Here is a 22,627-nt window from a genome sequence, read left to right as displayed (position 1 = left end):
CCGCCCGTCTAGGACTCGGACCTCTCCTTGTCGGCCTGGTCCTTCTCCGCCTTGGCGAGCGCCGCCTGCGCGGCCTTCTCCGCCTCCCGGGCGGCCCTGCCCGCCTCCTTCTCGGCCTTCGCCGCCTCCGCGATCTGCCGCTTGGCGGCGGTCGCGTACATGTCGACGTACTCCTGGCCCGAGAGTTTCATGATCTCGTACATGACCTCGTCGGTCAGGGCGCGCAGCACGAAGCGGTCGTGGTCCATGCCCTGGTAGCGGCTGAAGTCCAGCGGCTCGCCGATGCGGATGCCGGGCCGCATGACCTTCGGCATCACCTTGCCGGGCGGCTGGATCTTCTCGGTGTCGATCATGGCGACGGGTATCACGGGCGCGCCGGTGGCCAGGGCCACGCGCGCGAGGCCGCCGGGCTTGCCACGGTAGAGCCGGCCGTCGGGCGAGCGGGTGCCCTCCGGGTAGATGCCGAACAGCTCACCCCGCTCCAGCACCTCTATACCGCTCTTGATCGCGGCCTCGCCCGCGCCGCGCGCGCCGGAGCGGTCCACGGGGAGCTGGCCGACGCCCTTGAAGAAGGCCGCCGTCAGCCGGCCCTTCACACCGGGCGTGGTGAAGTACTCGGCCTTCGCGATGAAGGTGACCTTGCGGTCGAGGACCGCGGGCAGGAAGAACGAGTCGGAGAAGGAGAGGTGGTTGCTCGCCAGGATCGCGGGGCCCTCGGCGGGAACGTTCTCCAGGCCTTCCACCCAGGGCCTGAAGATCATCTTCAGTGGCCCGCCGACGGAAACCTTCATCGCGCCGTACAACAACCGAGTGCCTCCTATGTGTCGATCAGACCTTAACCCGGAGCGGCGCCGAAGGCTCCGACGGCCCTGGTCGGTGTCAGTGCCGTCGCGTACCGTGAACCACACGTCCCTCCCATCGAGACATGACGAAGACAGGAGACCGAAGGTGCCGGTCCTTCCTGGAGCCGAGCCGTACCGCCATGAGGGCGGCGAGGTCGGGGTCCTCCTCTGCCACGGCTTCACCGGTTCCCCCCAGTCGCTGCGCCCCTGGGCGCGGTACCTGGCCGAACACGGCCTGACCGTGTCCCTCCCGCTGCTGCCGGGGCACGGCACGCGCTGGGAGGACCTGGCGGTCACCGGCTGGCCCGACTGGTACGCGGAGGTGGACCGTGAGCTGCGCGCCCTGCGCCAGCGGTGCGCGCGCGTGTTCGTGGCCGGGCTGTCGATGGGCGGCGCCCTGGCACTGCGGCTCGCCGCGAAGCACGCGCGGGACGTCGAGGGCGTCGTGGTGGTGAACCCGGCGAACAAGGTGCACGGCCTGGCCGCCTACGCCCTTCCGGTGGCCCGCCATGTCCTGCGGTCCACGAAGGGCATCGTGAGCGACATCGCGCTGGAGGGCGCCCTGGAGACCGGGTACGAGCGGGTGCCGCTGCACGCGGCGTACTCGCTGCGGGCCTTCCTTCGGCTGGTCGACAGTGAGCTGCCGCAGGTGACCCAGCCGTTGTTGCTGCTGCGCAGCACGCGCGACCATGTGGTTCCGGCGGTGGACTCCGAGCGGACCCTCGGCCGGGTGTCGTCGACGGACGTGACCGAGATCCTGCTGGAACAGAGCTACCACGTGGCGACGTTGGACCACGACGCGGACCGGATCTTCGCGGAGAGTCTCGCGTTCATCGGCCGGCTCGCACCCAGTGTCGGCAAGGAAGGGACGACGGCAGGTGGCTGAGCACGACTCCGAGCGCGAGGACCGCGAGGAGCGGGAGGACCGCGAGGACCGGGAGGACCGCGAGGACCGCGAGGACCGGGGGCACCACCAGGACCGGGAGGACCGGGAGATCCGCGCGCATCGCGAGCACCGCGACGAGCCCGAGGAACAGAGCGTGCCCTTCGACGAGGAGGCCGCGTGGGCGGCGATCGTCGCGGGGTACGGCGAGGAGCCGGCGGACCCGCCCGGCGCCAAGCCGTTCAAGTCGGTCGAGGACCTGGCGCTGCTGGAGGCCGACACCAACGACGAGGGGGCCGCCGGGTCCGGACCGGCCGAGGACTCCGGGGACCCGGAGGAGAAGAAGCCGGTCAAGCCGCTCGGCAGCTCCGTCTCCTTCGCGCCCGGCGTCGGCCCGCGTGACTACTCGCCGCCCGAGCCGTCCGAGACGGACTTCGACGACGGCGACGAGGGCCACTTCGTCCCGCCGGAGCCGCCGCCGCTGCCGCCCGCCGACACGACCGCCAAGTTCGCCTGGCTCGGGGTGCTCGGCGGTCCCGTGCTGCTCCTGCTGGCGGTGGTGCTCGGCTGGGAGATGACGTGGTGGCTGGCGACCGTCGGCATCGGCGGTTTCCTCGGCGGCTTCGTCACCCTGGTGACGCGCATGCGCCCGGACGACGAGGACGACGACGACCCGGGCCGGGGCGCGGTGGTCTGACGGCGGCCCGCACCGGGCCGTCCGCACGGGGGCCCTCCGCGCAGCGCCCTACCCCACGGGCACTCTGAGGGCGGCCAGTACCGGCAGGTGGTCCGTGGCCGCCCCGAGGTCGGACCGGGTGATCCCGGGCTGCCCGGCCGGGACTCCGCAGCCCAGGACCTCCACCCCCTTCGTCGCGAAGATCGCGTCGATCCGGCGGTCCGGGCCGGAGGACGGAAAGGTGAGGTCGGCGCCCCAGGGAGCGGTCGCCCGGCAGTCCTGGAGGGCGGCGGCCAGACGGGCGAAGGTGCGTCCGGCCGGCCCCTCGTTGATGTCGCCGCCCGCCACGGCGTGGTCGACCCCCATCCCGGCGAGCCGGTCGAGGAGCATGCCGCCCTGCTCGTACCGCTCGGCCCGGTCCAGGCTCAGATGGCAGCTGACGACGCCGAGGCGGACCCCGGCGAAGCGGACGACGGCGGTGGCGAACCCCCGGCGGTGCAGCCCCGGTGTGAGGGGCAGCAGCACGTCCTCGGCACGCTCGACGGTCGCCCGCAGCGAGCAGAGCACGGCGGGACCGGCGGCCGTGCCCCCACCGGTGAGGATCACCTGCCCGGAGGCGGCCGCGAGTCGGGCGAGCTTCTTGCGCCAGCGGAAGAAACGGGGGGCTTCCTGGACGAGCACCAGATCGGGTGCGCAGGAGGTGATGACGCGGGCGAGGGCGGAGGTGTCGTCGCGCATCGAGCGGATGTTGTAGCTCAGGACGCGGACGACGGCCGAACCGTCGGGCTCGGTGCGGGAGTTGGGGAGCGGCGTCATGGGGGTCAATGTACGCCCCTGACAGGGGGCGCGAGGTTTGTACGCGACTGCCGGTTGTGGGCGGCTTGTCGCGCGCTCCCCCGCGCCCCTTCGATCACATGATCGGGTCGGGTTCGCGGGCCAGGTCGGCCGCGCCCACCAGGCCCGCCTTGTTGCCGAGCTGCGCGGCGATCACGTCCGCGACCGGGCGCCAGTTGCCACCGACCAGCCAGCGCTTGTACGACTTGCGGATCGGGTCGAGGACCAGGTCGCCCTCGTCGGAGAGGCCGCCGCCGACGATGAAGGCGGACGGGTCGAAGAGGGAGGCGAGGTCGGCGAGGCCGGCCCCGGCCCAGCGGGCGAGCTCGCGGTAGGAGTCGACGGCGACCGGGTCGCCCTGGCGGGCGGCCATGGAGATGTGCTTGCCCTCGATGCCGTCGGGGGTGCCGTCGCCGAGGCCCAGCAGGATCTCGGCGCGCTCCGGGGTGGCGTTGGCGCGCTGTTTGGCGTACCGGACGAGGGCGCGGCCGGAGGCGTACTGCTCCCAGCAGCCCTGGCTGCCGCAGCCGCAGAGCAGGCCGTCCGGGACCATGCGGATGTGGCCGAACTCGGCGGCCACCCCGAAGTGGCCGCGACGCAGCTTGTTGCCGATGATGATGCCGCCGCCGAGGCCGGTGCCGAGCGTGATGCAGATGACGTTGCGGTGGCCCTTGCCCGCGCCGAACTTGTACTCGCCCCACGCGGCCGCGTTGGCGTCGTTCTCCACGACGACCGGGAGGTGGACGCGTGCTTCGACCTTCTCCTTGAGCGGCTCCTGCCGCCAGTCGATGTTGGGCGCGAAGTAGACCGTCGAGCGCTGCCGGTTGACATAGCCGGCGGCGCCGATGCCCACGCCGACGATGTCGTGTCCGGCGCGCGCACCCTCAACCGCCGAGGCGATGGCGTCCACGATGGCCTCGGGCGTGGTGGGGGTCGGCACCTTGAAGGTCGAGAGGATGTTGCCTTCCTCGTCGACCACGCCGGCCGCGATCTTCGTGCCGCCGATGTCGACGCCGATGGTGAGTCCCATGAATCCCTCAGTTTCGGTCGAGCCCCGCTACGGCCAACCGTACCCGAGGGGACCGTCAGTCCAAGTCGATGCGCTGGCCGGGGCCGGTGCCCTCGTCGCCGTCGGGGCGGTCGCCGCGGTCGTCGAGGTCCTTGCGGAGATCGTCGGTCCGGGCCGTCCAGCGCTGCTCCTGCTGCTGAACGGCGGAGCGGTAGGCGGCGAGCAGCTCGTTGCCCGCGGCGGCCAGGTGGTCGAAGACGTCGGGGTTGCGCTCGATGACGGGTTCGACGGCGGCCCTGGCCTGCTGCACCACCTGGCGCATCACCTGCTGGGCGGCGGGCCCGGCGACCGCGCCGAACAGCGGGGACTGAAGGCCGGAGAGCTTGTCGGCGACCGTGTCGACGAGCCGGCGCAGTTCCTCGGCGGCCGAGCCGGGCGGCGGGCCGTGCCGGTCGCGGCGGCGGGCCTTCTCGGCCTCGAGGTCCTCGGCGCAGGCGGTGGACCAGGCGTCGGCGTCGGTGGCGCGCGGTCCCTGGACGACGGCGTCCTCCCCGGCGGCGTCGGGTGCGGGTCGCTCTTCGCTCATGACGGACTCCTGACTACGTCTCGTCCTTACGACGTTACCCGAACGGCGGTGCGTTCGGTCACCGCGTCCGCGGCCACAGCGCGGGATCCGGCGCGAACCGCACGCGCAGCTCGCCGTCGCGCAGGGCGGCGCCCTCGACGGTGCAGCGGCGCAGGGCGGAGGGCAGCGGGACGATCCGGCGGAACGCCCCGGCGGTGACGACGAGTTCGTCACCGCGCCGGATCAGGTCGAGTTCGTCGCGTATCGCGCCGGGCAGCGGAAGGTGCCACACGAGCACGCCGTCGTCCGCCAGCCGGTCGGCCACGGGCCACTCGACGGGGGCGGTGGCCGGGTTGACGCCGGGGACGGCGAGCGCGGTGAGGTCGTCCTCGCCGCGGGGGTCGTGGCCGAGGTGGGCGAGGGTGTGCGCCGGTCCCCACTCCCCCAGGTACTTCCGCTGCTGGGCGACGAGCGAGGCGAGCGGGCCGCCGCCGTCGGTGTCCTCGGGGTCCTCGGGCAGGACGCGGTTGGCGACGAGCGCCTCGATGGGCAGGCCGCGCAGGGCGAGGCCGAGGCGGGCGTCGCGCACGGCGTCGGCGCCGGCCGGTCCGGGTTCGGCGACCAGGCGTACGGCGGTGTCGGGGTCGGCGAGGACGGCCTCCACGGCGGCCAGCTCCACGTCCCAGCGGGCGGTCGTGTCGTACAGCCACTCGGCGGGCAGCGGGACGCCGGCCAGTCGGCCGAGGACGGGGCGCAGCGCGCGGGCGGCCTGCCGTTCCGGGGGGAGCAGTCGGCGCAGGTAGCGGCGGAGCCCCTCGGGGAGGGAGAGGAGGGCGAGGGCCTGCGCGGTGGGGGGCAGGTCGACGACGAGGAGGTCGTGGGCGTCGCTGAGGGCGGCGTCGCGCAGGGCGCGCAGCAGGGTGAGTTCCTCGGCGCCGGGGAGGGGGGTGACCTCCTCGGGGTCGAGCCGGGAGGCGCCGAGCAGGTCGAGGACGGTGGAGGCGCGGTCCTGGAAGCCGGCGAGGTCGTCCCGGAAGCCGGCGCCCGCGTCGGGGCGCCAGGCGGTGAGGGCGGGGGTGATCCGCACGGGCCGCGCGCCCGTGCGGACGCCGAGCGCCGCGCCGAGGGTGTCGGTGCGGTCGGCACTGAGCACGAGCGTGCGGGTGCCTCCGGCGGCCTCGCGGAGGGCGGTCGCCGCGGCGACGGTCGTACGGCCGCTGCCGCCGGGGCCGGTGATCAGGAGGGTGCGCATGAGGGTGAACGGTAACGGACGCGGCCGTGGCCGTCCGTCCCGCGGTGACCGCGGGCCGGCGCCGGGGGTGCGTCGCGCGGCCCGGCGCCGGCGGGGTGCATCCCCGGGGGTACCTCCAGCGCCCACCCGTGCTGCCGCGGCCGGGCGGCCCGCGTGCCCGCGGCCCGGCGAACCCCGGTGACCCCTTACTTGCCCGACTCCACCCGCTTCTTCAGGCCCGCCAGCGCGCGGTCGATGATGACCTTCTCCGCCTTGCGCTTGATCATGCCCAGCATGGGGATCTTGACGTCGACGGTCAGCTGGTAGGTGACCTCGGTGCCGCCGCCCGCGGCCGGCTTGAGGAGGTAGGAGCCGTCCAGGGAGCGCAGCATCTGGGACTTCACCAGCGTCCAGGAGACCTCGTGCTCACCGGTCCAGGTGTACGCCAGCGTCTGGTCGTCCTTGATCGCGCCCGCGTCCATGACCAGCCGGACCTGCTCGGCGCGGCCCGCCGCGTCGGTCGCGAGGACCTCCGCCTCCTTCACCTCACCGGTCCAGTCCGGGTAGCGGGCGAAGTCGGCGATGACCGCCATGACGTCGGCCGGTGCCGCCTCGATCGTGATGCTCGAGCTGGTGTATTCCGCCATCGCCGTGGCTCCTCCAGATGCGGGCCGGTAGAGAGAGGTCACCGTGCGCTGCGTGCGCACGTGTGTGCAGCGTGAAGGCTACCGCGCGGCCGACCGGCCGCCTTCACCCGCGTCGGGGCGTGCCCTCACCACTCCAGCGCCCATGGCTTCCCGCTGCCCGCGAAGTGTCCGACGTTCACGCACTCGGTCGCCCCGATCCGCATCCGGCGGGCCAGCGGCTGGTGGACGTGTCCGAACAGCGCGTACCGGGGCCGGGTGCGCCGGATCGCGTCCAGCAGTGCCCGGCTGCCCCGTTCGAAGCGGCGCGCGACGGTGTCGTAGACCAGCTCCGGAACCTCCGGCGGGATGTGTGTGCACAGCACGTCCACCTCGCCGACCGCCTCGATCTTCGCCGCGTACTCCTCGTCGCCGATCTCGTACGGCGTCCGCATCGGGGTGCGCAGTCCGCCGCCGACGAAGCCGAAGACCCGGCCGCCGATCTCCACCCGCTCGCCGTCGAGGACGGTGGTGCCGACGCCGGCGTACTCCGGCCACAGGGCGGGCATGTCGACGTTGCCGTAGGTGGCGTACGTAGGGGTCGGGAAGGCCGCGAACAGTTCGGCGTACTGTTTGCGCACCGCCTTCTCGATCACCGCGGCGCGGTCCTCGGCGACGCCCGCCCACAGCCGCCTGCCGAACTCGCTCGCCTCCTCGAAGCGGCGGGCGGTGCGCAGTGCCACGATCCGGTCCGCGTTCTCCACGCCGAAGAGGTCGGGGAAGATGCCGCGGGAGTGGTCGGCGTAGTCCAGGAACAGAACGAGGTCGCCGAGGCAGATGAGGGCGTCCGCACCCTCTCCGGCCCGGGCGAGGTCCCGGGCGTTGCCGTGTACGTCGCTGACCACGTGGACGCGTGTCCTGCTATTTCCGGGCGGTGTGGATGCCATGGCGATCAAGGGTAGGCCTGTGCGGCAGAGGTGAACAGTGGCGGCGGTCCTTACGGTTACTGGCCAGTCAGTCAAGGGGTGGACTACTGTGCGCGAGGAAACACCAATCTGTGTGACGCAGCGAACATCTCGCCGGGACCCCCTGTCGAAGAAGCCATACCGGCGGGTAACGTCCGGGCAGTCCAGTCGTGCTCAGGATTTCAACCACCGAAGGCCTGAGTGCCCGCCCGACCCTTGGACCGCACCGTCGCATCACACAACGTCGTGGCGCCGGCGCCCTATGAGGAGCAGCAGTCTTGCGCGAGTTCAGCCTTCCGGCTTTGTACGAGGTCCCCGCGGACGGCAATCTGACCGACATCGTCCGCAGAAACGCCGCGCAGCACCCTGACGTCGCCGTCATCGCCCGCAAGGTGGGCGGCGCCTGGCAGGACGTCACCGCCACCGCCTTCCTCGCCGAGGTGCGCTCCGCCGCCAAGGGCCTCATCGCCTCCGGTGTGCAGCCCGGTGACCGGGTGGGCCTGATGTCGCGCACCCGTTACGAGTGGACGCTGCTGGACTTCGCGATCTGGTGCGCGGGCGGTGTCACCGTGCCGGTGTACGAGACCAGTTCGCCGGAGCAGGTGCAGTGGATCCTCTCCGACTCGGGCGCGACCGCCGTCGTGGTGGAGCTGGAGAGCCACGCCGCCGCCGTCGAGTCGGTGCGCGACACCCTGCCGGCCCTCAAGCACGTGTGGCAGATCGAGGGCGGTGGCGTCGAGGAGCTCGGGCGGCTCGGCCAGGACGTCTCCGACCAGACGGTCGAGGAGCGCGGCTCGCTCGCCAAGGCCGACGACCCGGCGACCATCGTCTACACCTCCGGCACGACCGGCCGGCCCAAGGGCTGCGTCCTCACCCATCGCAGCTTCTTCGCCGAGTGCGGGAACGTGGTGGAGCGGCTGCGGCCGCTGTTCCGCACCGGCGAGTGCAGCGTGCTGCTCTTCCTGCCCCTCGCGCACGTCTTCGGCCGGCTGGTGCAGATCGCCCCGATGATGGCGCCGATCAAGCTGGGCACGGTCCCGGACATCAAGAACCTCACCGACGAGCTGGCGGCCTTCCGGCCGACGCTGATCCTGGGCGTGCCGCGCGTCTTCGAGAAGGTCTACAACTCGGCGCGCGCCAAGGCGCAGGCCGACGGCAAGGGCGCGATCTTCGACAAGGCGGCGGACACCGCGATCGCGTACAGCAGGGCGCTGGACACCCCGTCGGGCCCGTCGATCGGGCTGAAGATCAAGCACAAGGTCTTCGACAGGCTGGTCTACAGCAAGCTGCGCGCGGTGCTCGGCGGGCGCGGCGAGTACGCGATCTCCGGCGGTGCCCCGCTGGGCGAGCGGCTGGGCCACTTCTTCCGCGGCATCGGCTTCACCGTGCTGGAGGGCTACGGCCTGACGGAGTCCTGTGCCGCCACCGCGTTCAACCCCTGGGACCGGCAGAAGATCGGCACGGTCGGTCAGCCGCTGCCGGGCTCGGTGGTGCGCATCGCGGACGACGGCGAGGTGCTGCTGCACGGCGAGCACCTGTTCAAGGAGTACTGGAACAACCCGGGCGCGACGGCGGAGGCGCTGGCCGACGGCTGGTTCCACACCGGTGACATCGGCACCCTCGACGAGGACGGCTACCTCAGCATCACGGGCCGCAAGAAGGAGATCATCGTCACCGCGGGCGGCAAGAACGTCGCCCCGGCCGTGATCGAGGACCGTATCCGGGCGCACGCGCTGGTCGCGGAGTGCATGGTGGTGGGCGACGGGCGGCCGTTCGTGGGCGCGCTGGTCACCATCGACGAGGAGTTCCTGGCCCGTTGGGCCGCCGAGCACGGCAAGCCGGCGGGCTCCACCGCGGCGTCGCTGCGTGAGGACGCGGACCTGCTGGCCGCGATCCAGTCGGCGATCGACGACGGCAACGCCGCGGTGTCGAAGGCGGAATCGGTGCGGAAGTTCCGCATTCTGTCCTCCCAGTTCACGGAGGACTCGGGCCATCTCACCCCGTCGCTGAAGCTCAAGCGCAACGTGGTGGCGAAGGACTACGCGACGGAGATCGAGGCGATCTACGGGAAGTAGTGCCCGAGTCGGCTCATGGCGCGGTGTCCTCGGCGAGGACCCGCGCCATCGTGCGTTCGGCGAGCGCGGTGATGGTGACGAACGGGTTCACGCCGATCGACCCGGGCACCAGCGAGCCGTCGACGACGTAGAGCCGTGGGCAGCCCTTCACCCGGCCGTAGTCGTCGGTCGCCCTGCCCAGCACACAGCCGCCGAGCGGGTGGTACGTGAAGTCGTCGGCGAAGACCTTGCTGGAGGAGCCGAACAGGTCGTACCGGTAGATCGTCGCGTTCGCCGCGTTGATCCGGTCGAACAGCTTCTTCGCCATGGCGACGGAGACGGCGCTCTGCGCGGCCGTCCAGCCGAGCCGCACCCCGCCGGTGGCGCTGTCGTAGGTGAAGGACGCCCGCTGCGGGTTCTTGGTGATCGCGAGGTAGAGGCTGACCCAGTGCTCCAGTCCCGTCGGCAGCGGGGCGATCTCCGCGAAGACCGGGTTGGCGGTGTTGGCCCAGTCGTCGATGCCCATGACCGGCATGGTCGACTGGTGGGCGCCCACGGTGTCCCACAGGTGGTTGGCCCGCCCGAGCATCACATTGCCGTTGGTCCCCCAGCCGGCCCCGACGCTCGCGTCCAGGGCGGGCAGGGTGCCCGTCTCCCGGGCGCGGACGAGGAGTTCGCTGGTGCCGAGGCTGCCGCCGCCGAGGAACAGATACGTGCAGCCGTACTGCTTGGTCCCGACGACCTTGCCGGTGGTGTCGATGCGGTCGGCGGTCAGGACGTACGTGCCGTCGGGGGCGCGGCTGATCGCGCGCACCTTCTCCAGGGTGTGGATGGTGACGTTGCCGGTGCCGAGCGCGGCGGCGAGGTAGGTCTTGTCGAGGCTGCGCTTGCCGTGGTTGTTGCCGTAGATGACCTCGCCGGCGAGCGCGGACTTCGTCGCCGTGCCGGCCTCCTCGCGCCGCATGTACCCGAAGTCGTAGACGTTGGGCACGAAGGTGGTCCGCAGGCCGGCCTTCTGGGCGTGCGCGCGGGAGACCCGGGTGAAGCGGTACCAGTCCGTCGACTCGAACCAGGCCGGGTCGACGTTGTTGACGCCGAGCATCGAACGGGCGCGCGGGAAGTAGGTCCGGTACATCTCGGTGACGTCCACGGTCGGGAACTGCTCGGCGAAGTAGGAGGCCGGCGGGGTGACCGCCATGCCGCCGTTGACCAGTGAGCCGCCGCCCACCCCGCGCCCGACGTACACGGACATGTCGGCGAAGTGCACGCGGTCCAGGACTCCGGGGTGGAGGCCGATGTCCCTGTTGACGACGTCCAGCCAGAGGAAGGTGGCCAGGGGCGCCTCGGTGCGGGTGCGGAACCACATGGAGCGGTGGTCGGGGGCGTTGGTGGAGCAGAAGACCTTGCCGTCGGGGCCGGGTGTGTTCCACAGCCCGCCCATCTCCAGGACGAGGGTGCGGATGCCGGCCTGGCCGAGGCGGAGGGCGGCGACGGCACCGCCGTATCCGGAGCCGACGACGACGGCGGGGGCGGAGTCGACCGCGTCGGGTTCGGCGGCGTGGGCGGAGCCGAGTCCGACGCGGGTGAAACCGTAGGCGGCCGCCGTCTGGAGGGCGGCCATACCGAGGATGTGACGTCTGGTCAGCTGACGCTGCATCAGGTTTGCTGTCATGTGGGCAGCATGGGCGGATTTTCCCGCTCCGCCTAGGTTCCGCGACGGGCCGAGCCCAGACCTTTCGCGGATCCGCTCACAGAAGGGCCTTGAGCTTCTCGGCGAGCAGGTCCCAGCGCCACTTCTCCTCCACCCACCGGCGGCCCCGCTCCCCCATCCGGTGGCGCAGTTCGGCGTCCTGGAGGAGGGCGACGACACGGTCGGCGGTGTCCTCGGGGGAGCCGCCGCGCACGACCCAGCCGGTCTCGCCGTCGAGGACCGCGTCGGGGGCGCCACCGGAGTCGCCGGCGACGACGGGCAGCCCGGTCGCGGAGGCCTCCAGGTAGACGATCCCGAGCCCTTCGACGTCCAGCCCGCCTCGGCGGGTGCGGCACGGCATGGCGAAGACGTCTCCGGCGCCGTAGTGCGCGGGCAGCTCCTCCCAGGGAACCGCCCCGGTGAACCGCACCGAGTCCGCGACCCCGGTCTCCCGGGCGAGCCGCCGCAGGTCCCCGCCGTACGGCCCGCCGCCGACGATCAGCAGCACGGTCTCCGGCTCGGCGGCGAGGATCCGGGGCATGGCCCGGATCAGCGTGTCCTGGCCCTTGCGCGGCACCAGCCGGGAGACGCAGACGACCACCGGCCGGTCGGTGAGCCCGAGGCGCGCGCGGACCTCGTCGCCGCCGGAGCCCGGGTGGAAGGTCTTCTCGTCGACGCCCGGCGGCAGCTGCGCCATCCGCCCGGCCGCCTCGGCGCTCAGCGCGGTGGCGATCCGCGAGCGGGTGTACTCGCCGAGGTAGGTGATCGTGTCCGTGGTCTCGCCGATCCGCCCGAGCAGCTGCCGGGCGGCGGGCAGCTGCGCCCAGCCGGCCTCGTGACCGTGGGTGGTGGCCACCAGCCGCCGGGCGCCGGCCCGCCTCAGCGCGGGCGCCATCAGCCCGAGCGGCGCCGCCGCCCCGAACCACACGGACGTGCACCCGTGCTCCCGCAGCAGCCCCACGGCCCGCCGGGTGGCGCCCGGCGTCGGCAGCAGCATGGTCGTCGTGTCCCGGACGACGGTGAAGGGCTGCTCGGCGTCGAAGGCGGCCGTCGCCTCCACGCCCTCCCGGCTCCGCTTCCAGGTGGAGGCGTAGACGACGAGGCGCTCGGGGTCCAGCCGTAGCGCCATGTTGTGCAGGAACGCCTGGATGCCGCCCGGGCGGGGCGGGAAGTCGTTGGTCACGATCAGGGTCTTGTGCATCGCCGCCGACCTTATCCAAACCGTCCTCACCGGTGCGCCCGGCCGCGCCTCACGGCTCGCGCACAGCGGCCAGCGGGGCGACGTGCCGCCGCGCCCTCGCGCCGGGGTGGCTGGTGCTGTGGCGGCTGCGGCCGGGCGGCTCGCCCCGCACGCCCGCACGGACGCCGCGTTCACGGCGGTGCCGCTGTTCACCACCACCCGCGTGTCCGGTGACGGTCCTGGAGTTTCCTGAGCGACGGCCTGCTGGTGGCGGCGGCCCTGACGGCGGCCGTACGCCTGTGGGGCGCGACGGTGCCGGGCGGCGGCCCGGGGTCCTCCCGCCCGGATCAGGCCGCCCTCGCCCAGGGCGCCTCGGCCTCCTCCCGACCCCACGACCGCCGCGTCAGCACTGCGACCACCGCGCACTGCACCCCCATCGCCAGCGCGAGGGCCAGGGCCACGCCGGGCAGGCCCAGCCCCGACAGGACATGGGCGAGCGGCAGTTGGAGCGCGGTGCCGAGCAGGGTCACCCGCAGCAGCAGCGGTGACCCCCCGCTGCCCTCGAAGACGCCGCCGAGGGCGATGAAGCCCGCCATCAGCAGCAGGTAGGGGCCGACACAGCGCAGGAACAGCACGCCCTCGTGGGCCACGGCGGGGCCGGCGGCGAACGCGGCCATGATCCAGGGGGCCGCGGCGGCCAGCAGCAGTGCGGCCGCCAGTCCGACCGTCCCGGAGACGAGCAGCGCCTGCCGGCCGATCGCCCGCCGCGCGTCCTGTCCGGCGCCCCGGGTGTGCGCGGTGTGGATGGAGGCGGCCTGGCGCACCGCGTAGAAGGCCATCGTCGCGACGTACAGCACCTTGTAGGCGATCGCGTACGCGGCGACGGCCGTCACCCCGAGCCGCGCGACGACCGCGACCAGTCCGAGCGTGCCGGCCTGGCGCACGGTGAAGTCGAGGGACATCGGCAGCCCGGTGCGCAGCGCGCGGCGCAGGGCGGCGCGGGTGGAGGCGGCGGGCGGGGTGGTGGCGGCCTTCCTCAGCAGGGCGTTGCGGCGCAGCGCGAGCAGTCCGAGGCCCAGGGCCACGCTCCGGCTCAGCACCGTGGCGGCGGCGGCGCCCGGGACGCCGTAGAGGTGGATGAAGAGCGGGTCGAGGGCGAGGATCAGGGCGTTGGCGAGGAGGGCCAGCCGCATCGGGGTGCGGGTGTCGCCGGTGCCCTTGAGGAGCCCGTCGACGAGGTTCTGCGCGAAGAACACGGCCAGGCCCGGCATGGAGACGGCGAAGTAGGCGGCGGCGAGGGGCAGGGCGGGGCCGTCGTCGCCGAGCACCAGCCGGGACAGCGGTTCGCGCAGCAGGAACCCGCCCACCGCGACCACCGGGGTGACCAGCGCGCACAGCGCCCAGCCGCCGCGCACGGCCGCCCGGACGGCTCCCGGATCGCGCGCGCCGCGTGCCTCGGCGACCAGGACGGTCGTGCCGGAGGCGAACACCAGCGCCACGCCGAGCAGCACGTTCTCGGTGTTGGTGGCGACCGCGACGGCGGCGACGGCGGGGCCGCCGAGCCGGGACACCCACACGGTGTTGATGAGTCCGGCGGCGACGGAGGCGAGGAGCGAGAGGTAGACGGGATGGGCGAGCGCCATGAGCTGTCGGCGGTGAGCGTTCATCAGACGGATCCCCCTCGGCGACCTACCACGAAGGGAGCCACCACGAAGGCGGCCCCTACCACGAAACGAGCTACCTCTAATCGAGATAGCTCGATAAGAGGTAGCAGTGCGACACGGTGAACCGCAAGGAGAATTACGTCAGGTCCGGCTCAGCCGAGTCCGGTCGCGAGGTAGGCGCGCCAGTCGGCGGTGAAGGTCTCCAGAGTCGTGCCCAGCACGCTCTTCAGCGCGCCCTCCACGGACCCTTCCCGCTCCCCGTGCCCGCCCACGGCCCGGTAGAACTGCTCCAGCCGCTCCTCGCCCCACCGTTCGGCGATCATCCGGCAGGCCATCCAGCCGCCCTCGTACGCCCGCGCCAGCCGGTTCGCGTCCCCGGCGAAGCCGAAGTCCTCGTCGGTGGGCAGCGCCGCCGGGACCTGCCCGTCGGCGACGGCCCGCTCCAGCTCGGGGGCCACCTGGGCCGGGGTGCGGGTGGTGCCGCGGTAGCCGACCCAGTCGGCGTACCCCTCCGACAGCCACAGCGGAGTGGCCCCGTTGGTGTGCGCGCGGGTCGCGACGTGCGTGGTCTCGTGGGTGAGCACCACCTGCCGGCCCACCGGGCCGAGCGCGCCGTACGCCTCCGGGTTGACGATCACCCGGTCGGCGGGCGCCTTCGCCGCGCCGCCCGTCTCCCCCGTGGTGACGGCGGCGATGCCCCGGTAGGAGGAGGCGGGCGAGGCGAGCAGCGCCGCCATCCCGTTCAGCGACCTCGGTACGAGGACGACGACCCGCCGGGCCCAGTCCGTGCCCCACTCCCGCGAGACCGCCGGGACGGCACGGTCGGCGAGGCCGGCGTAGCCCCTGAGCCGTTCAGCGGAGTGCCCGACGCCCAGGACGAGACTGTGCGCGCCCCGCACGGCGGTCACCGTGCCCTGGTCCCACAACTGCGCGCCGGCCTTCTTCGCGGGCCCCTCGGACAGCACGGACCAGCCGCCGCGCCCGTCGCGGGTCAGGCGCAGGACGCGGCCCGCGGTCACCGGGGCCTGGTCGTAGCCCTGGAGGCGGTAGCTGAGTTCGGCGTCGGCGGTGGCGGTGTCGTCCGCGCGGTGGACGGCGGTCACCCGGTACGACCAGGCGGCCAGCGGCACGGCCCGCAGCCTGCCGTAGCCGGCGGGACTGCCGGTGGCGGCGAAGGCGCGCTCGTCGTGGGCGAGGACCGCGGCCGCCCGCCGGTCGAGCACCGCCTGCACCTGCGCCCGCGCGCCGTCGGTGGCCGGCCGCCCGCCGCACGCCACCAGCGAGGCCGAGAGCAGGGCGAGCAGCAGACAGCAGACCCCGACCCCGGATCCGCGCGCCCGCCTTCGACCAGCCATTCCCCCGATCGTACGGTGCCGCGCCCGCGGCGGAACCCGGTCGGCTCAGGGTCGGGTGACCGCCGACACCGGCATCATGCCGACCGGGTCGTAGCGCACCGGCGCGCCCGGGTAAGGGGCGTGGATGACCTGGCCGTTGCCCACGTACATACCGACATGACTGGCGTCGGAGCGGTAGGTGACGAGGTCACCGGGCCGCGCCTGGGAGAGCGGGACCTGCCGGCCCGCGTGCGCCTGGGCCTGCGAGGTGCGCGGCAGGGAGACCCCGGCCTGCGCGTACGACCACTGCATCAGGCCCGAACAGTCGAACCCGGCGGGGCCGTTGGCGCCCCAGACGTACGGCTTGCCGAGCACGGAACGGGCGGCGGCGACCGCGGCGGCCGCGCGGCCCGACGGCGCGACGGCGCCCCCGGGGTCGGGCAAGTCGCCCCGGCCCGAGCGCGAGGCCCGGTCGTAGGCGGCGCGCGCCGCGGACGGCAGGGAGTTCAGCAGCTCCCGCGCCTTGGCGAGCTTCTGCTCGACGGTCTTCTTGTGCTGGGCGACGGCCTTGCGGCTCTTCTCCAGCTCGCCGAGCCTGCGGGTCGCCTCGGCGCGGTCCTGGGCGAGTTGGCGCATGGCGGCCTGAAGTTCCTTCAGTTCGCCGGCCTGGTGGGTGGTGATGCGGTCGAGGACGGAGGCCTTGTCGAGGTAGTCGTCGGGGTCGTCGGAGAACAACAGCGCCAGGGACGGGTCGAGGCCGCCGGAGCGGTACTGGGCGCCGGCCAGCGCGCCGAGCTGCTCGCGCAGGCCGTTGATGTGCTCCTGCTGGCGGGCGATGCGGTCCTGCGCGTCACCGACCTGCCGGCGCAGCGTCCCGGCGCGTTCCCCGGCCTTGTTGTAGGCCTCGGTGGCCTTCTCGGCCTCCTCGTAGAGGCGGTCGACCTCGGAGCGGGTGTCGCCCGGCGGCGCGGCCTCGGCCGGTACGGCGGCGGACAGGGCGCCGAGAGCGGCGGCTGCGACGGACAGCACACCGAAAGCTCTGCGGGCGCTGGCCGCCCCCCGGTCAAACCCTGGCTGTGCAAGGCGGCGATGGGACCCCACGGGAAGCCGTGCTCCTTCCGCTGGCGGACGAGGAAACGCGGCAGACAGTAGCCCCGCGACGAGGGGCCCACCAAAGACCCGCGCGGTCGCACAAATGTGACGCCCCGCCTCTGACGCAGGTCATGGGCGGGGCGCGGGGTCAGTTCACGTCGGTGTGATTCGCCCGTTCGGGCGGTCGGGTGTCGTGATCTTGCGGGCGCCGAGAGGCGCTCTCGCGGTCGCTCAGATCCGGACGCCGAACTGGAACGGCATGTTGTTGATCGACTCGTAGCGCACGACGGTGCCGGTGCGCGGGGCGTGCAGCACCTGGCCGTTGCCCGCGTAGAAGGCGACGTGGTGCAGGTCGCCGTAGAAGATGACCAGGTCGCCGACCTTGAGGTCGGACTGGGAGTAGATGCGGGTGCCCGCGTTGGCCTGGTCCTGCGAGATGCGCGGGATCTGGACCCCGGCCTGGGCGAAGGCCCAGGAGGTCAGGCCCGAGCAGTCGAAGGAGTTCGGGCCGGAGGCGCCGTAGACGTAGGGCGAGCCGATCTTGCTCTGGGCGGCATGGAAGGCGGCGAGGGCGCGGCCGGAGGCGGGGGCGGTGTTGCCGAGGTCGACGCGCTCGCCGGAGTCGCGGCTGGCGCGGGCGTCGGCGGCGGCCAGCTCGGCCTTCTCCTTCGCCGTCAGGGTGTTGAGCAGCTTCTGGGCCTCGGCCAGCTTCGCCTGGACTTCCTTCTTCTTCTTGCCCAGTTCGGTGCGGGTGGCGGCGAGGTCCTTGAGCTTGGCGGAGGCCTCGGAGCGGTCCTGGGCCAGCTCGCGCTGCTTCTCCTGGATCTTCTTCAGCGACTCCACCTGCTGGGCGCTGAGCTGGTCGGCGGTGGACGCCTTGTCCAGGTAGTCGTCCGGGTTCGACGACAGGAAGAGCTGGAGGGAGGAGTCGATGGTGCCGGTGCGGTACTGGGCGGCGGCCGCCAGGCCGATGCCGTCGCGCAGCTCGTTGAGCTCTTCCTGGCCCCGGGCGACGTTGTCCTGGATGGTGGAGATCTCCTTCTGGAGCTTCTCCTGCTTCTCCTTGGCCCCGTTGTACTTCTCGGTGGCCTGCTCGGCCTGCTCGTAGAGCTTGTCGACCTTCGACTTGACCTCGTCCTTGCTGGGCTTCTCGCTCGGGGCGGCGTTGGCGGCCTGGGAGCTGAGGGCGACAGCGGCGGCGGCCGCGGTGGTCAGCACGGTCACGCGTGTGCGACTGGGCTGCTTGGGTCGACGGTGGGACGCCACGGAGAACGAGCTCCTTCTTGTGAGTGATCACTCGTGTGGAGGTTCGAAGGCAGACCCTAGTGACCCGCCCGTGATCACTTCAAATCCTCTGCCGAAAAAACCCGGCTGCGCAACGCATTCTTTGCAGGAACACACCTGCGGTGATGCCGAGTTGACGCTACGTTGCGTGACACTTCCGCTGATTCGCCGCCAATTCGGGCATTGAGCCTTTACACCGATCTTCAGGTCAGTCGTCTCAGAAGTACCGCAGAAGCGACAGGCCTCGCCCCCGCCCTGGCGACCCCGTCGGCCACCTCCCGGTCGGTGGAGGCGACGATGACGGGCCGGCCCGGCGGCTCGGCGCGCACCAGCTGGCGGATCAGCTCGTCGGCGGTGACCCCCGGCTTGGAGAACAGCACCCGCACCCCGCGCGGCGGCGCCAGCAGCACCGGCGCGGCGAGTTCGGCGCCGTCGAAGACACAGGTCACCTCGGCGCCGGTCTGCGCGGCGAGCTGCGAGAGCTGCCCGAGCAGCCGCAGCCGCTGCTTCTCCAGCGGCATCTGCGGATAGCCGGTCTTGGTGACGTTGTAGCCGTCGACGACCAGATGCGCCTGCGGCAGCGCCAGCAACTGGTCCAGGATCGCCGGGTCGTTCTCGGACAGCGCGCGGGCGGCGATGTCCTTCGGGGTCATCCGGCCCGGCTCGACCGCGTCGACGGTCTCCGCCGGCCGCACGGACACCGGCGGCAGGGCCAGCTCCCGGCGCAGCCCCTGGGCCGCGTCCAGCACGGTGTCCAGCAGCAGCCGTACCCGCATGTCCTCGACGCTGCGCCCCTCACGGGCCGCCCGACGGGTGGCCTCCAGGGCCGCCTCCGCCTCCCCCAGACGCGCCTTGAGCCGCCGGGTCTCGCTCTCGGCGGCGGAGACCTGCGCCTGTCCCTCGGAGCGCACGGCCTCGATCTCGCCCTGCATCTTGCGCAGCGCGGCCTCGCCGCGCTTGACGTCACTGAGGGCCGAACGCAGCTTCCGGTGAAGCGATTCCGCTTCCTTCCTCGCCGCGTCCAGCTCGGCGCGCAGCCGCTCGGTCTCGGCCCGGGTGTGGTCGCGGGCGTGAGCGAGTTCCTCGCGCAGCCGCTCCAGCTCCGCGCGGCTCTCCTCGTCGGCGCGCTCGGCGTCCGCGCGCTGCGCCTCCTCGCCTGCCGCGGTCACCAGCTTCACCCAGCCGGTGGGCCGCAGTACGTAGGCCGCGGCCGCCACGTCCAGCGGGTCCGCGGCCGGGGGCGGTGATCCGGAGTCGAGGGCGCCGGCCAGTTCCGGCTGCGCCTCTCTGAACTTCTCGGCGATGCGCTGCCGGAACAGCGGATCGGTCTCCAGCGCCGCCGCCATCGCGTTGCCCGCGAACTTGGCCCGCCGGTTCGGCGCGAACCGGGCGTACTGCCGTAGCTGCGCGGGCAGTTCGGCGACGGTCAGACCGCCGAAACCGTCCGAGACGATCTGGACGACCCGGCGGCGCACGCCGTCGGGCAGCGGACGGTCGAGCACCTCGGCGGCGCCGTCGCCCGGCCCCCCGCCCGTGGTCTCCACCATCCGTCACACCCCACTAGCTGTGCGGGCACCGCTCCCGGTTCAGGAGCCGGCACCCGGCCTGTCCACGAGTTCCACCTGGTCCACGGCGTTGCACCAACGGCACCGCACCGACTCGATGGTCTCACTGACCACCTGCCGCTCCTCGACCGTCGGCTCACCGGCGAGATCGAGGTGGACGTACTCGACGACCTTCGACGAGCGCGTCACGTCGAACCGGGTGAGGTTGCCGCAGAGGGTGCAGCGCCACCGCGTGGTGGCGGTCGGCAGGGGAACCGTCATGGTGACTGTCCGCTTTCTTCCAGTGTCGTTCTTCCGGCCGGGTCGCGCCCAAGGCTCCCCGGTGCGTGTGGCTCGTAACCCTACGGCCTGGCGGGTAGTCGCCGCCCGTCCGTCCACGGCGGCGAGGCGATCCGGGCGAGTGTGTCCGGTTACGTCATGCTCTGTGTCCATGATCGGCAACTGGAGCGGGCCCGTGGGCCGAGCCCTCCGGCACCCCACGGCGCCGGTGACGTACGGACTGATCACGCTGTGCTGCCTGATCTTCGTGATCGGCCCGGCCTCGGGTCTCAATCCCGCGTACGGCTCCGGGGACGCGCTCGCCGCCGCGCAGCGGGCCTATTTCCGGCGCTGGGGCGTGATCCCCGCCGAGCTGTTCGAGGGCTTCCCGGGCGCCGCCCTCACCCCGGCGACGGCCCTGTTCGTCCACGGCAGCTGGGTGCATCTGCTGGGCAACATGCTCTTCCTCTACGTCTTCGGCGGGATGACCGAGCACCGGATGGGTCGCGTCCGGTTCGCCCTCTTCCACCTCGGCTGCGGCTATCTGACCCTGCTGGGCTACGCCGCCGCCAACGCCGGCTCCGGACAGGCCCTGGTCGGCGCGTCCGGGGCGATCTCGGCGGTCCTCGGGGCGTTCCTGTTCCTCTTCCCCAGGGCGCGCGTGACCAGTCTCCTGCCGTTCCTGTTCTTCCTGCCGCTGCGCTTCCCGGCCTGGGTGGTGCTGCCCTTCTGGGTCGCCCTCCAGTGGGTGGCCGCCGGCCGGGCCGGGCCGGGGCCCGGCGTGGCCTACCTGGCGCACCTGCTGGGCTTCGGCCTGGGCTTCGCCTACGCGTGGGCCCGCTTCGGCGGGACGACTAGAGTGAGGGCCGCCCCAGCTCCGGCCTCCGAGGGAGAGAACCAGCCGTGATCACCGCGATCGTCCTCATCAAGACCAGCGTGGACCGGATCCCCGAGATCGCGGAGCGGATCGCTTCGCTGGACTCCGTGAGCGAGGTCTTCTCCGTCACGGGGACGTACGACCTGATCGCGATGGTCCGGGTCCGGCAGCACGAGGACCTGGCCGAGGTCATCCCCGGACGGATCAGCAAGATCCCCGGGGTGGAGGCGACGGACACGCACGTGGCGTTCCGGACGTACTCGCAGCACGACCTGGAGGCCGCGTTCGCCATCGGCCTGGACTCCTGAGACCGCCGAGGCCGGCCGGCCTCACACCGCCGGGACGCAGCGGCCGTCCTGCGTCCGGTACGTCCACCGCGCGCCGTCGCTCACCAGCTCCCGCACGGCCGCGACGAAGCGCTCCACGTGCTCGTCCGGCGTGCCCGCGCCGAAGCTGACCCGGATGGCGTTGAGGGACTTCTCCCCGGGGGCGGCCTCGGGGGCGCCGCACTCGCCCTGGGTCTGCGGGTCGCTGCCCAGCAGGGTGCGGACCAGGGGGTGGGCGCAGAACAGGCCGTCGCGGACGCCGATGCCGTACTCCGCGGAGAGGGCGGCGGCGAAGTGGGAGCTGTTCCAGCCGTCCACGACGAAGGAGATCACGCCGACGCGCGGGGCGTCGTCGCCGAAGAGGGACAGGATCCGCACCTCGGGCACCTCGGCCAGGCCCGCGCGGACCGTGGCGATCAGATGCCGCTCACGGGCGACGAGGCTGTCGAAGCCGGCCTCGGTCAGCGCCTTGCAGGCCGAGGCGATGGCGTAGGCCCCGATGACGTTCGGGGAGCCGGCCTCGTGGCGTGCGGCGCTGTCGTGCCACTCGACGTCCACTCCCCCGTCCTCGCGCCGGGTGACCTTGCGGCTGGCGCCGCCGCCCGCGAGGTACGGCTCGGCCGCGCGCAGCCAGTCGGCACGGCCGGCCAGCACCCCGGAGCCGAACGGCGCGTACAGCTTGTGCCCGGAGAAGGCGACCCAGTCGACGTCGAGGTCGCGGACGGAGACCGGGTGGTGCGGGGCGAGCTGGGCGGCGTCCAGGACGATACGGGCGCCGTGCGCGTGCGCCGCGGCCGCCAGCTCCCGGACGGGCCACAGCTCGCCGGTGACGTTGGAGGCGCCGGTGACGCAGACCAGGGCCGGGCCGTGGGGGTCGCGGTCGGCGAGGGCGCGCTCCAGGGTCTCGACGGCCTGCCCGGGGGTGCGCGGGGCGTCGAGGTAGGTGACGTGGGCGTCCTTCCACGGCAGCAGCGAGGCGTGGTGCTCGGTCTCGAAGACGAAGACCTGGCAGTCGGCGGGGAGCGCGGCGGCGAGGAGGTTGAGGGAGTCGGTGGTGGAGCGGGTGAAGACCAGCTGGTCGTCGGCGCGGCAGTCGAGGAACTCGGCGACCGTGCGGCGGGCGTTCTCGAACAGGTCGGTGGAGAGCTGCGAGAGGTAGCCGGCGCCGCGGTGGACGCTGCCGTAGTAGGGCGCGTAGGCCGCGACGTCGTCCCAGACGCGCTGGAGCGCGGGGGCGCTGGCCGCGTAGTCGAGCGCCGCGTAGGTGACTTCGCCGCCCGTGACGAGCGGGACGGTGACATCACGGCCCAGAACGGGCAGCGGGGCACAAACGGACTGGGCGGCGGCAGCGGTGGAGACGGACATGGCTCAACTCCCGTGAGAAGCAAGGCGGAGTCACCGTGCGAGCGGACGCGGCTCAAGCACGGAGGAAAGTGAAAAAGGGGGTAAGGCGATAAAGGGAACGCGGAGGCGGGGCTCTGCGGCCCTAGCGCATTCGCTTGCTCACGGAAGACTCCTCGACGACCAGGACCCCTGGTGTGCGAGGGGTCCGCGCTTGCCGTGGACCTCGCTGCCCACGGCCTGGTCTTCACCCGGGGCACCCCGCCACGGACGGAGGGTTGCCGGACAGTCGGCCGGGGCCTCATGACTGTCACTCATGACCTGCACAGGAACG

21 protein-coding genes and 1 riboswitch are annotated in these 22,627 nt (G+C 72.7%); of the genes, 5 read left to right on the top strand and 16 right to left on the bottom strand.

Translation table 11 applies throughout. The features are described from left to right. Positions 1-8: 8 nt before the first annotated feature. Complete coding sequence (locus ALMP_RS23225) at positions 9-791, bottom strand: 1-acyl-sn-glycerol-3-phosphate acyltransferase (RefSeq protein WP_264931325.1); 783 nt, start codon at positions 789-791, stop codon at positions 9-11. Positions 792-948: 157 nt separating this feature from the next. Here ALMP_RS23225 and ALMP_RS23220 point away from each other — a divergent pair, with 157 nt between their 5' ends. After that, entirely contained in the window at positions 949-1,728 is a 780-nt protein-coding gene (locus tag ALMP_RS23220) for a carboxylesterase (protein WP_264931324.1), read from the top strand. Continuing rightward, a complete protein-coding gene (locus ALMP_RS23215) occupies positions 1,721-2,422 on the top strand; it encodes a hypothetical protein (RefSeq protein WP_264931322.1) in 702 nt (233 codons plus the stop codon). Before ALMP_RS23220 ends, ALMP_RS23215 begins: the two co-directional genes overlap by 8 nt. Positions 2,423-2,470: 48 nt before the next feature. Here the strand turns inward: ALMP_RS23215 and ALMP_RS23210 are convergent, their stop codons facing one another. The 6 genes from ALMP_RS23210 to ALMP_RS23185 all read right to left on the bottom strand — a co-directional run bounded on the left by ALMP_RS23210 (position 2,471) and on the right by ALMP_RS23185 (position 7,568). Continuing rightward, a complete protein-coding gene (locus ALMP_RS23210; protein ID WP_264931320.1) occupies positions 2,471-3,217 on the bottom strand; it encodes an endonuclease/exonuclease/phosphatase family protein in 747 nt (248 codons plus the stop codon). Positions 3,218-3,311: 94 nt separating this feature from the next. Then, positions 3,312-4,265 (bottom strand): ROK family glucokinase, encoded by a 954-nt coding sequence (locus ALMP_RS23205; RefSeq protein WP_264931319.1) that lies wholly within the window; start codon positions 4,263-4,265, stop codon positions 3,312-3,314. Positions 4,266-4,320: 55 nt separating this feature from the next. After that, positions 4,321-4,830: a DUF5304 domain-containing protein gene (locus tag ALMP_RS23200; protein ID WP_264931317.1), complete on the bottom strand. Its 510-nt coding sequence runs from the start codon at positions 4,828-4,830 to the stop codon at positions 4,321-4,323. 58 nt (positions 4,831-4,888) lie between these two features. Further along, positions 4,889-6,061, bottom strand: coding sequence for an ArsA family ATPase (locus ALMP_RS23195; RefSeq protein ID WP_264931314.1), 1,173 nt, complete (start codon positions 6,059-6,061; stop codon positions 4,889-4,891). Positions 6,062-6,246: 185 nt separating this feature from the next. Further along, complete coding sequence (locus ALMP_RS23190; RefSeq protein ID WP_264931312.1) at positions 6,247-6,687, bottom strand: SRPBCC family protein; 441 nt, start codon at positions 6,685-6,687, stop codon at positions 6,247-6,249. A gap of 125 nt (positions 6,688-6,812) precedes the next feature. Beyond that, positions 6,813-7,568, bottom strand: a complete 756-nt coding sequence (locus ALMP_RS23185) for a metallophosphoesterase (protein ID WP_264931310.1) — start codon at positions 7,566-7,568, stop codon at positions 6,813-6,815. A gap of 338 nt (positions 7,569-7,906) precedes the next feature. Here ALMP_RS23185 and ALMP_RS23180 point away from each other — a divergent pair, with 338 nt between their 5' ends. Beyond that, the gene (locus ALMP_RS23180) at positions 7,907-9,703 is read left to right on the top strand and encodes a long-chain fatty acid--CoA ligase (RefSeq protein WP_264931308.1); all 1,797 of its coding nucleotides are present in this window, start codon (positions 7,907-7,909) and stop codon (positions 9,701-9,703) included. Positions 9,704-9,716: 13 nt separating this feature from the next. Here ALMP_RS23180 and ALMP_RS23175 read toward each other — a convergent pair whose 3' ends face one another. The 8 genes from ALMP_RS23175 to ALMP_RS23140 all read right to left on the bottom strand — a co-directional run bounded on the left by ALMP_RS23175 (position 9,717) and on the right by ALMP_RS23140 (position 19,752). Further along, complete coding sequence (locus ALMP_RS23175) at positions 9,717-11,303, bottom strand: GMC oxidoreductase (RefSeq protein WP_264931947.1); 1,587 nt, start codon at positions 11,301-11,303, stop codon at positions 9,717-9,719. Positions 11,304-11,430: 127 nt separating this feature from the next. Continuing rightward, the gene (locus ALMP_RS23170; RefSeq protein WP_264931306.1) at positions 11,431-12,573 is read right to left on the bottom strand and encodes a glycosyltransferase family 4 protein; all 1,143 of its coding nucleotides are present in this window, start codon (positions 12,571-12,573) and stop codon (positions 11,431-11,433) included. A 326-nt stretch (positions 12,574-12,899) separates the two neighbouring features. Further along, a complete protein-coding gene (locus ALMP_RS23165) occupies positions 12,900-14,219 on the bottom strand; it encodes an MATE family efflux transporter (protein ID WP_264931304.1) in 1,320 nt (439 codons plus the stop codon). A gap of 149 nt (positions 14,220-14,368) precedes the next feature. Next, positions 14,369-15,571 carry a hypothetical protein gene (locus tag ALMP_RS23160; RefSeq protein ID WP_264931302.1) on the bottom strand — a complete coding sequence of 401 codons (1,203 nt, stop codon included), beginning with the start codon at positions 15,569-15,571 and terminating at the stop codon, positions 14,369-14,371. Between the two features lie 45 nt (positions 15,572-15,616). Next, a complete protein-coding gene (locus tag ALMP_RS23155; protein WP_264931299.1) occupies positions 15,617-16,651 on the bottom strand; it encodes a C40 family peptidase in 1,035 nt (344 codons plus the stop codon). Positions 16,652-16,873: 222 nt separating this feature from the next. Continuing rightward, entirely contained in the window at positions 16,874-17,908 is a 1,035-nt protein-coding gene (locus tag ALMP_RS23150; protein ID WP_264931298.1) for an NlpC/P60 family protein, read from the bottom strand. 221 nt (positions 17,909-18,129) lie between these two features. Then, entirely contained in the window at positions 18,130-19,473 is a 1,344-nt protein-coding gene (locus ALMP_RS23145; protein WP_264931297.1) for an NYN domain-containing protein, read from the bottom strand. A 39-nt stretch (positions 19,474-19,512) separates the two neighbouring features. Next, positions 19,513-19,752, bottom strand: a complete 240-nt coding sequence (locus ALMP_RS23140) for a hypothetical protein (protein ID WP_146468537.1) — start codon at positions 19,750-19,752, stop codon at positions 19,513-19,515. A gap of 169 nt (positions 19,753-19,921) precedes the next feature. Here ALMP_RS23140 and ALMP_RS23135 point away from each other — a divergent pair, with 169 nt between their 5' ends. Then, positions 19,922-20,656 carry a rhomboid family intramembrane serine protease gene (locus ALMP_RS23135; protein ID WP_264931295.1) on the top strand — a complete coding sequence of 245 codons (735 nt, stop codon included), beginning with the start codon at positions 19,922-19,924 and terminating at the stop codon, positions 20,654-20,656. Further along, positions 20,653-20,934 (top strand): Lrp/AsnC family transcriptional regulator, encoded by a 282-nt coding sequence (locus ALMP_RS23130; protein WP_073952588.1) that lies wholly within the window; start codon positions 20,653-20,655, stop codon positions 20,932-20,934. Before ALMP_RS23135 ends, ALMP_RS23130 begins: the two co-directional genes overlap by 4 nt. A 21-nt stretch (positions 20,935-20,955) precedes the next feature. On the opposite strand, the gene ALMP_RS23125 is transcribed toward ALMP_RS23130, so the two are convergent. Continuing rightward, a complete protein-coding gene (locus ALMP_RS23125; protein WP_264931290.1) occupies positions 20,956-22,317 on the bottom strand; it encodes an aminotransferase class V-fold PLP-dependent enzyme in 1,362 nt (453 codons plus the stop codon). 181 nt (positions 22,318-22,498) lie between these two features. Continuing rightward, a riboswitch (SAM riboswitch) is annotated at positions 22,499-22,615 on the bottom strand. Positions 22,616-22,627 lie beyond the last annotated feature (12 nt).

The organism is Streptomyces sp. A012304, from assembly GCF_026008495.1.
In the GTDB taxonomy this organism is placed as follows: domain Bacteria; phylum Actinomycetota; class Actinomycetes; order Streptomycetales; family Streptomycetaceae; genus Streptomyces.
The sequence above is the reverse complement of the archived record's forward strand: the minus strand, read 5'-3'. Positions and strand labels throughout refer to the sequence as shown.

What these genes read in the sequence shown, in the direction of transcription:
- ALMP_RS23140 (WP_146468537.1), bottom strand. Translation starts at nt 19,752, where the DNA reads ATGACGGTTCCCCTGCCGACCGCCACCACGCGGTGGCGCTGCACCCTC.
- ALMP_RS23165 (WP_264931304.1), bottom strand. Translation starts at nt 14,219, where the DNA reads ATGAACGCTCACCGCCGACAGCTCATGGCGCTCGCCCATCCCGTCTAC.
- ALMP_RS23225 (WP_264931325.1), bottom strand. Translation starts at nt 791, where the DNA reads ATGAAGGTTTCCGTCGGCGGGCCACTGAAGATGATCTTCAGGCCCTGG.
- ALMP_RS23190 (WP_264931312.1), bottom strand. Translation starts at nt 6,687, where the DNA reads ATGGCGGAATACACCAGCTCGAGCATCACGATCGAGGCGGCACCGGCC.
- ALMP_RS23200 (WP_264931317.1), bottom strand. Translation starts at nt 4,830, where the DNA reads ATGAGCGAAGAGCGACCCGCACCCGACGCCGCCGGGGAGGACGCCGTC.
- ALMP_RS23175 (WP_264931947.1), bottom strand. Translation starts at nt 11,303, where the DNA reads ATGGCCGCCCTCCAGACGGCGGCCGCCTACGGTTTCACCCGCGTCGGA.
- ALMP_RS23195 (WP_264931314.1), bottom strand. Translation starts at nt 6,061, where the DNA reads ATGCGCACCCTCCTGATCACCGGCCCCGGCGGCAGCGGCCGTACGACC.
- ALMP_RS23170 (WP_264931306.1), bottom strand. Translation starts at nt 12,573, where the DNA reads ATGCACAAGACCCTGATCGTGACCAACGACTTCCCGCCCCGCCCGGGC.
- ALMP_RS23135 (WP_264931295.1), top strand. Translation starts at nt 19,922, where the DNA reads ATGATCGGCAACTGGAGCGGGCCCGTGGGCCGAGCCCTCCGGCACCCC.
- ALMP_RS23125 (WP_264931290.1), bottom strand. Translation starts at nt 22,317, where the DNA reads ATGTCCGTCTCCACCGCTGCCGCCGCCCAGTCCGTTTGTGCCCCGCTG.
- ALMP_RS23160 (WP_264931302.1), bottom strand. Translation starts at nt 15,571, where the DNA reads ATGGCTGGTCGAAGGCGGGCGCGCGGATCCGGGGTCGGGGTCTGCTGT.
- ALMP_RS23145 (WP_264931297.1), bottom strand. Translation starts at nt 19,473, where the DNA reads ATGGTGGAGACCACGGGCGGGGGGCCGGGCGACGGCGCCGCCGAGGTG.
- ALMP_RS23205 (WP_264931319.1), bottom strand. Translation starts at nt 4,265, where the DNA reads ATGGGACTCACCATCGGCGTCGACATCGGCGGCACGAAGATCGCGGCC.
- ALMP_RS23210 (WP_264931320.1), bottom strand. Translation starts at nt 3,217, where the DNA reads ATGACGCCGCTCCCCAACTCCCGCACCGAGCCCGACGGTTCGGCCGTC.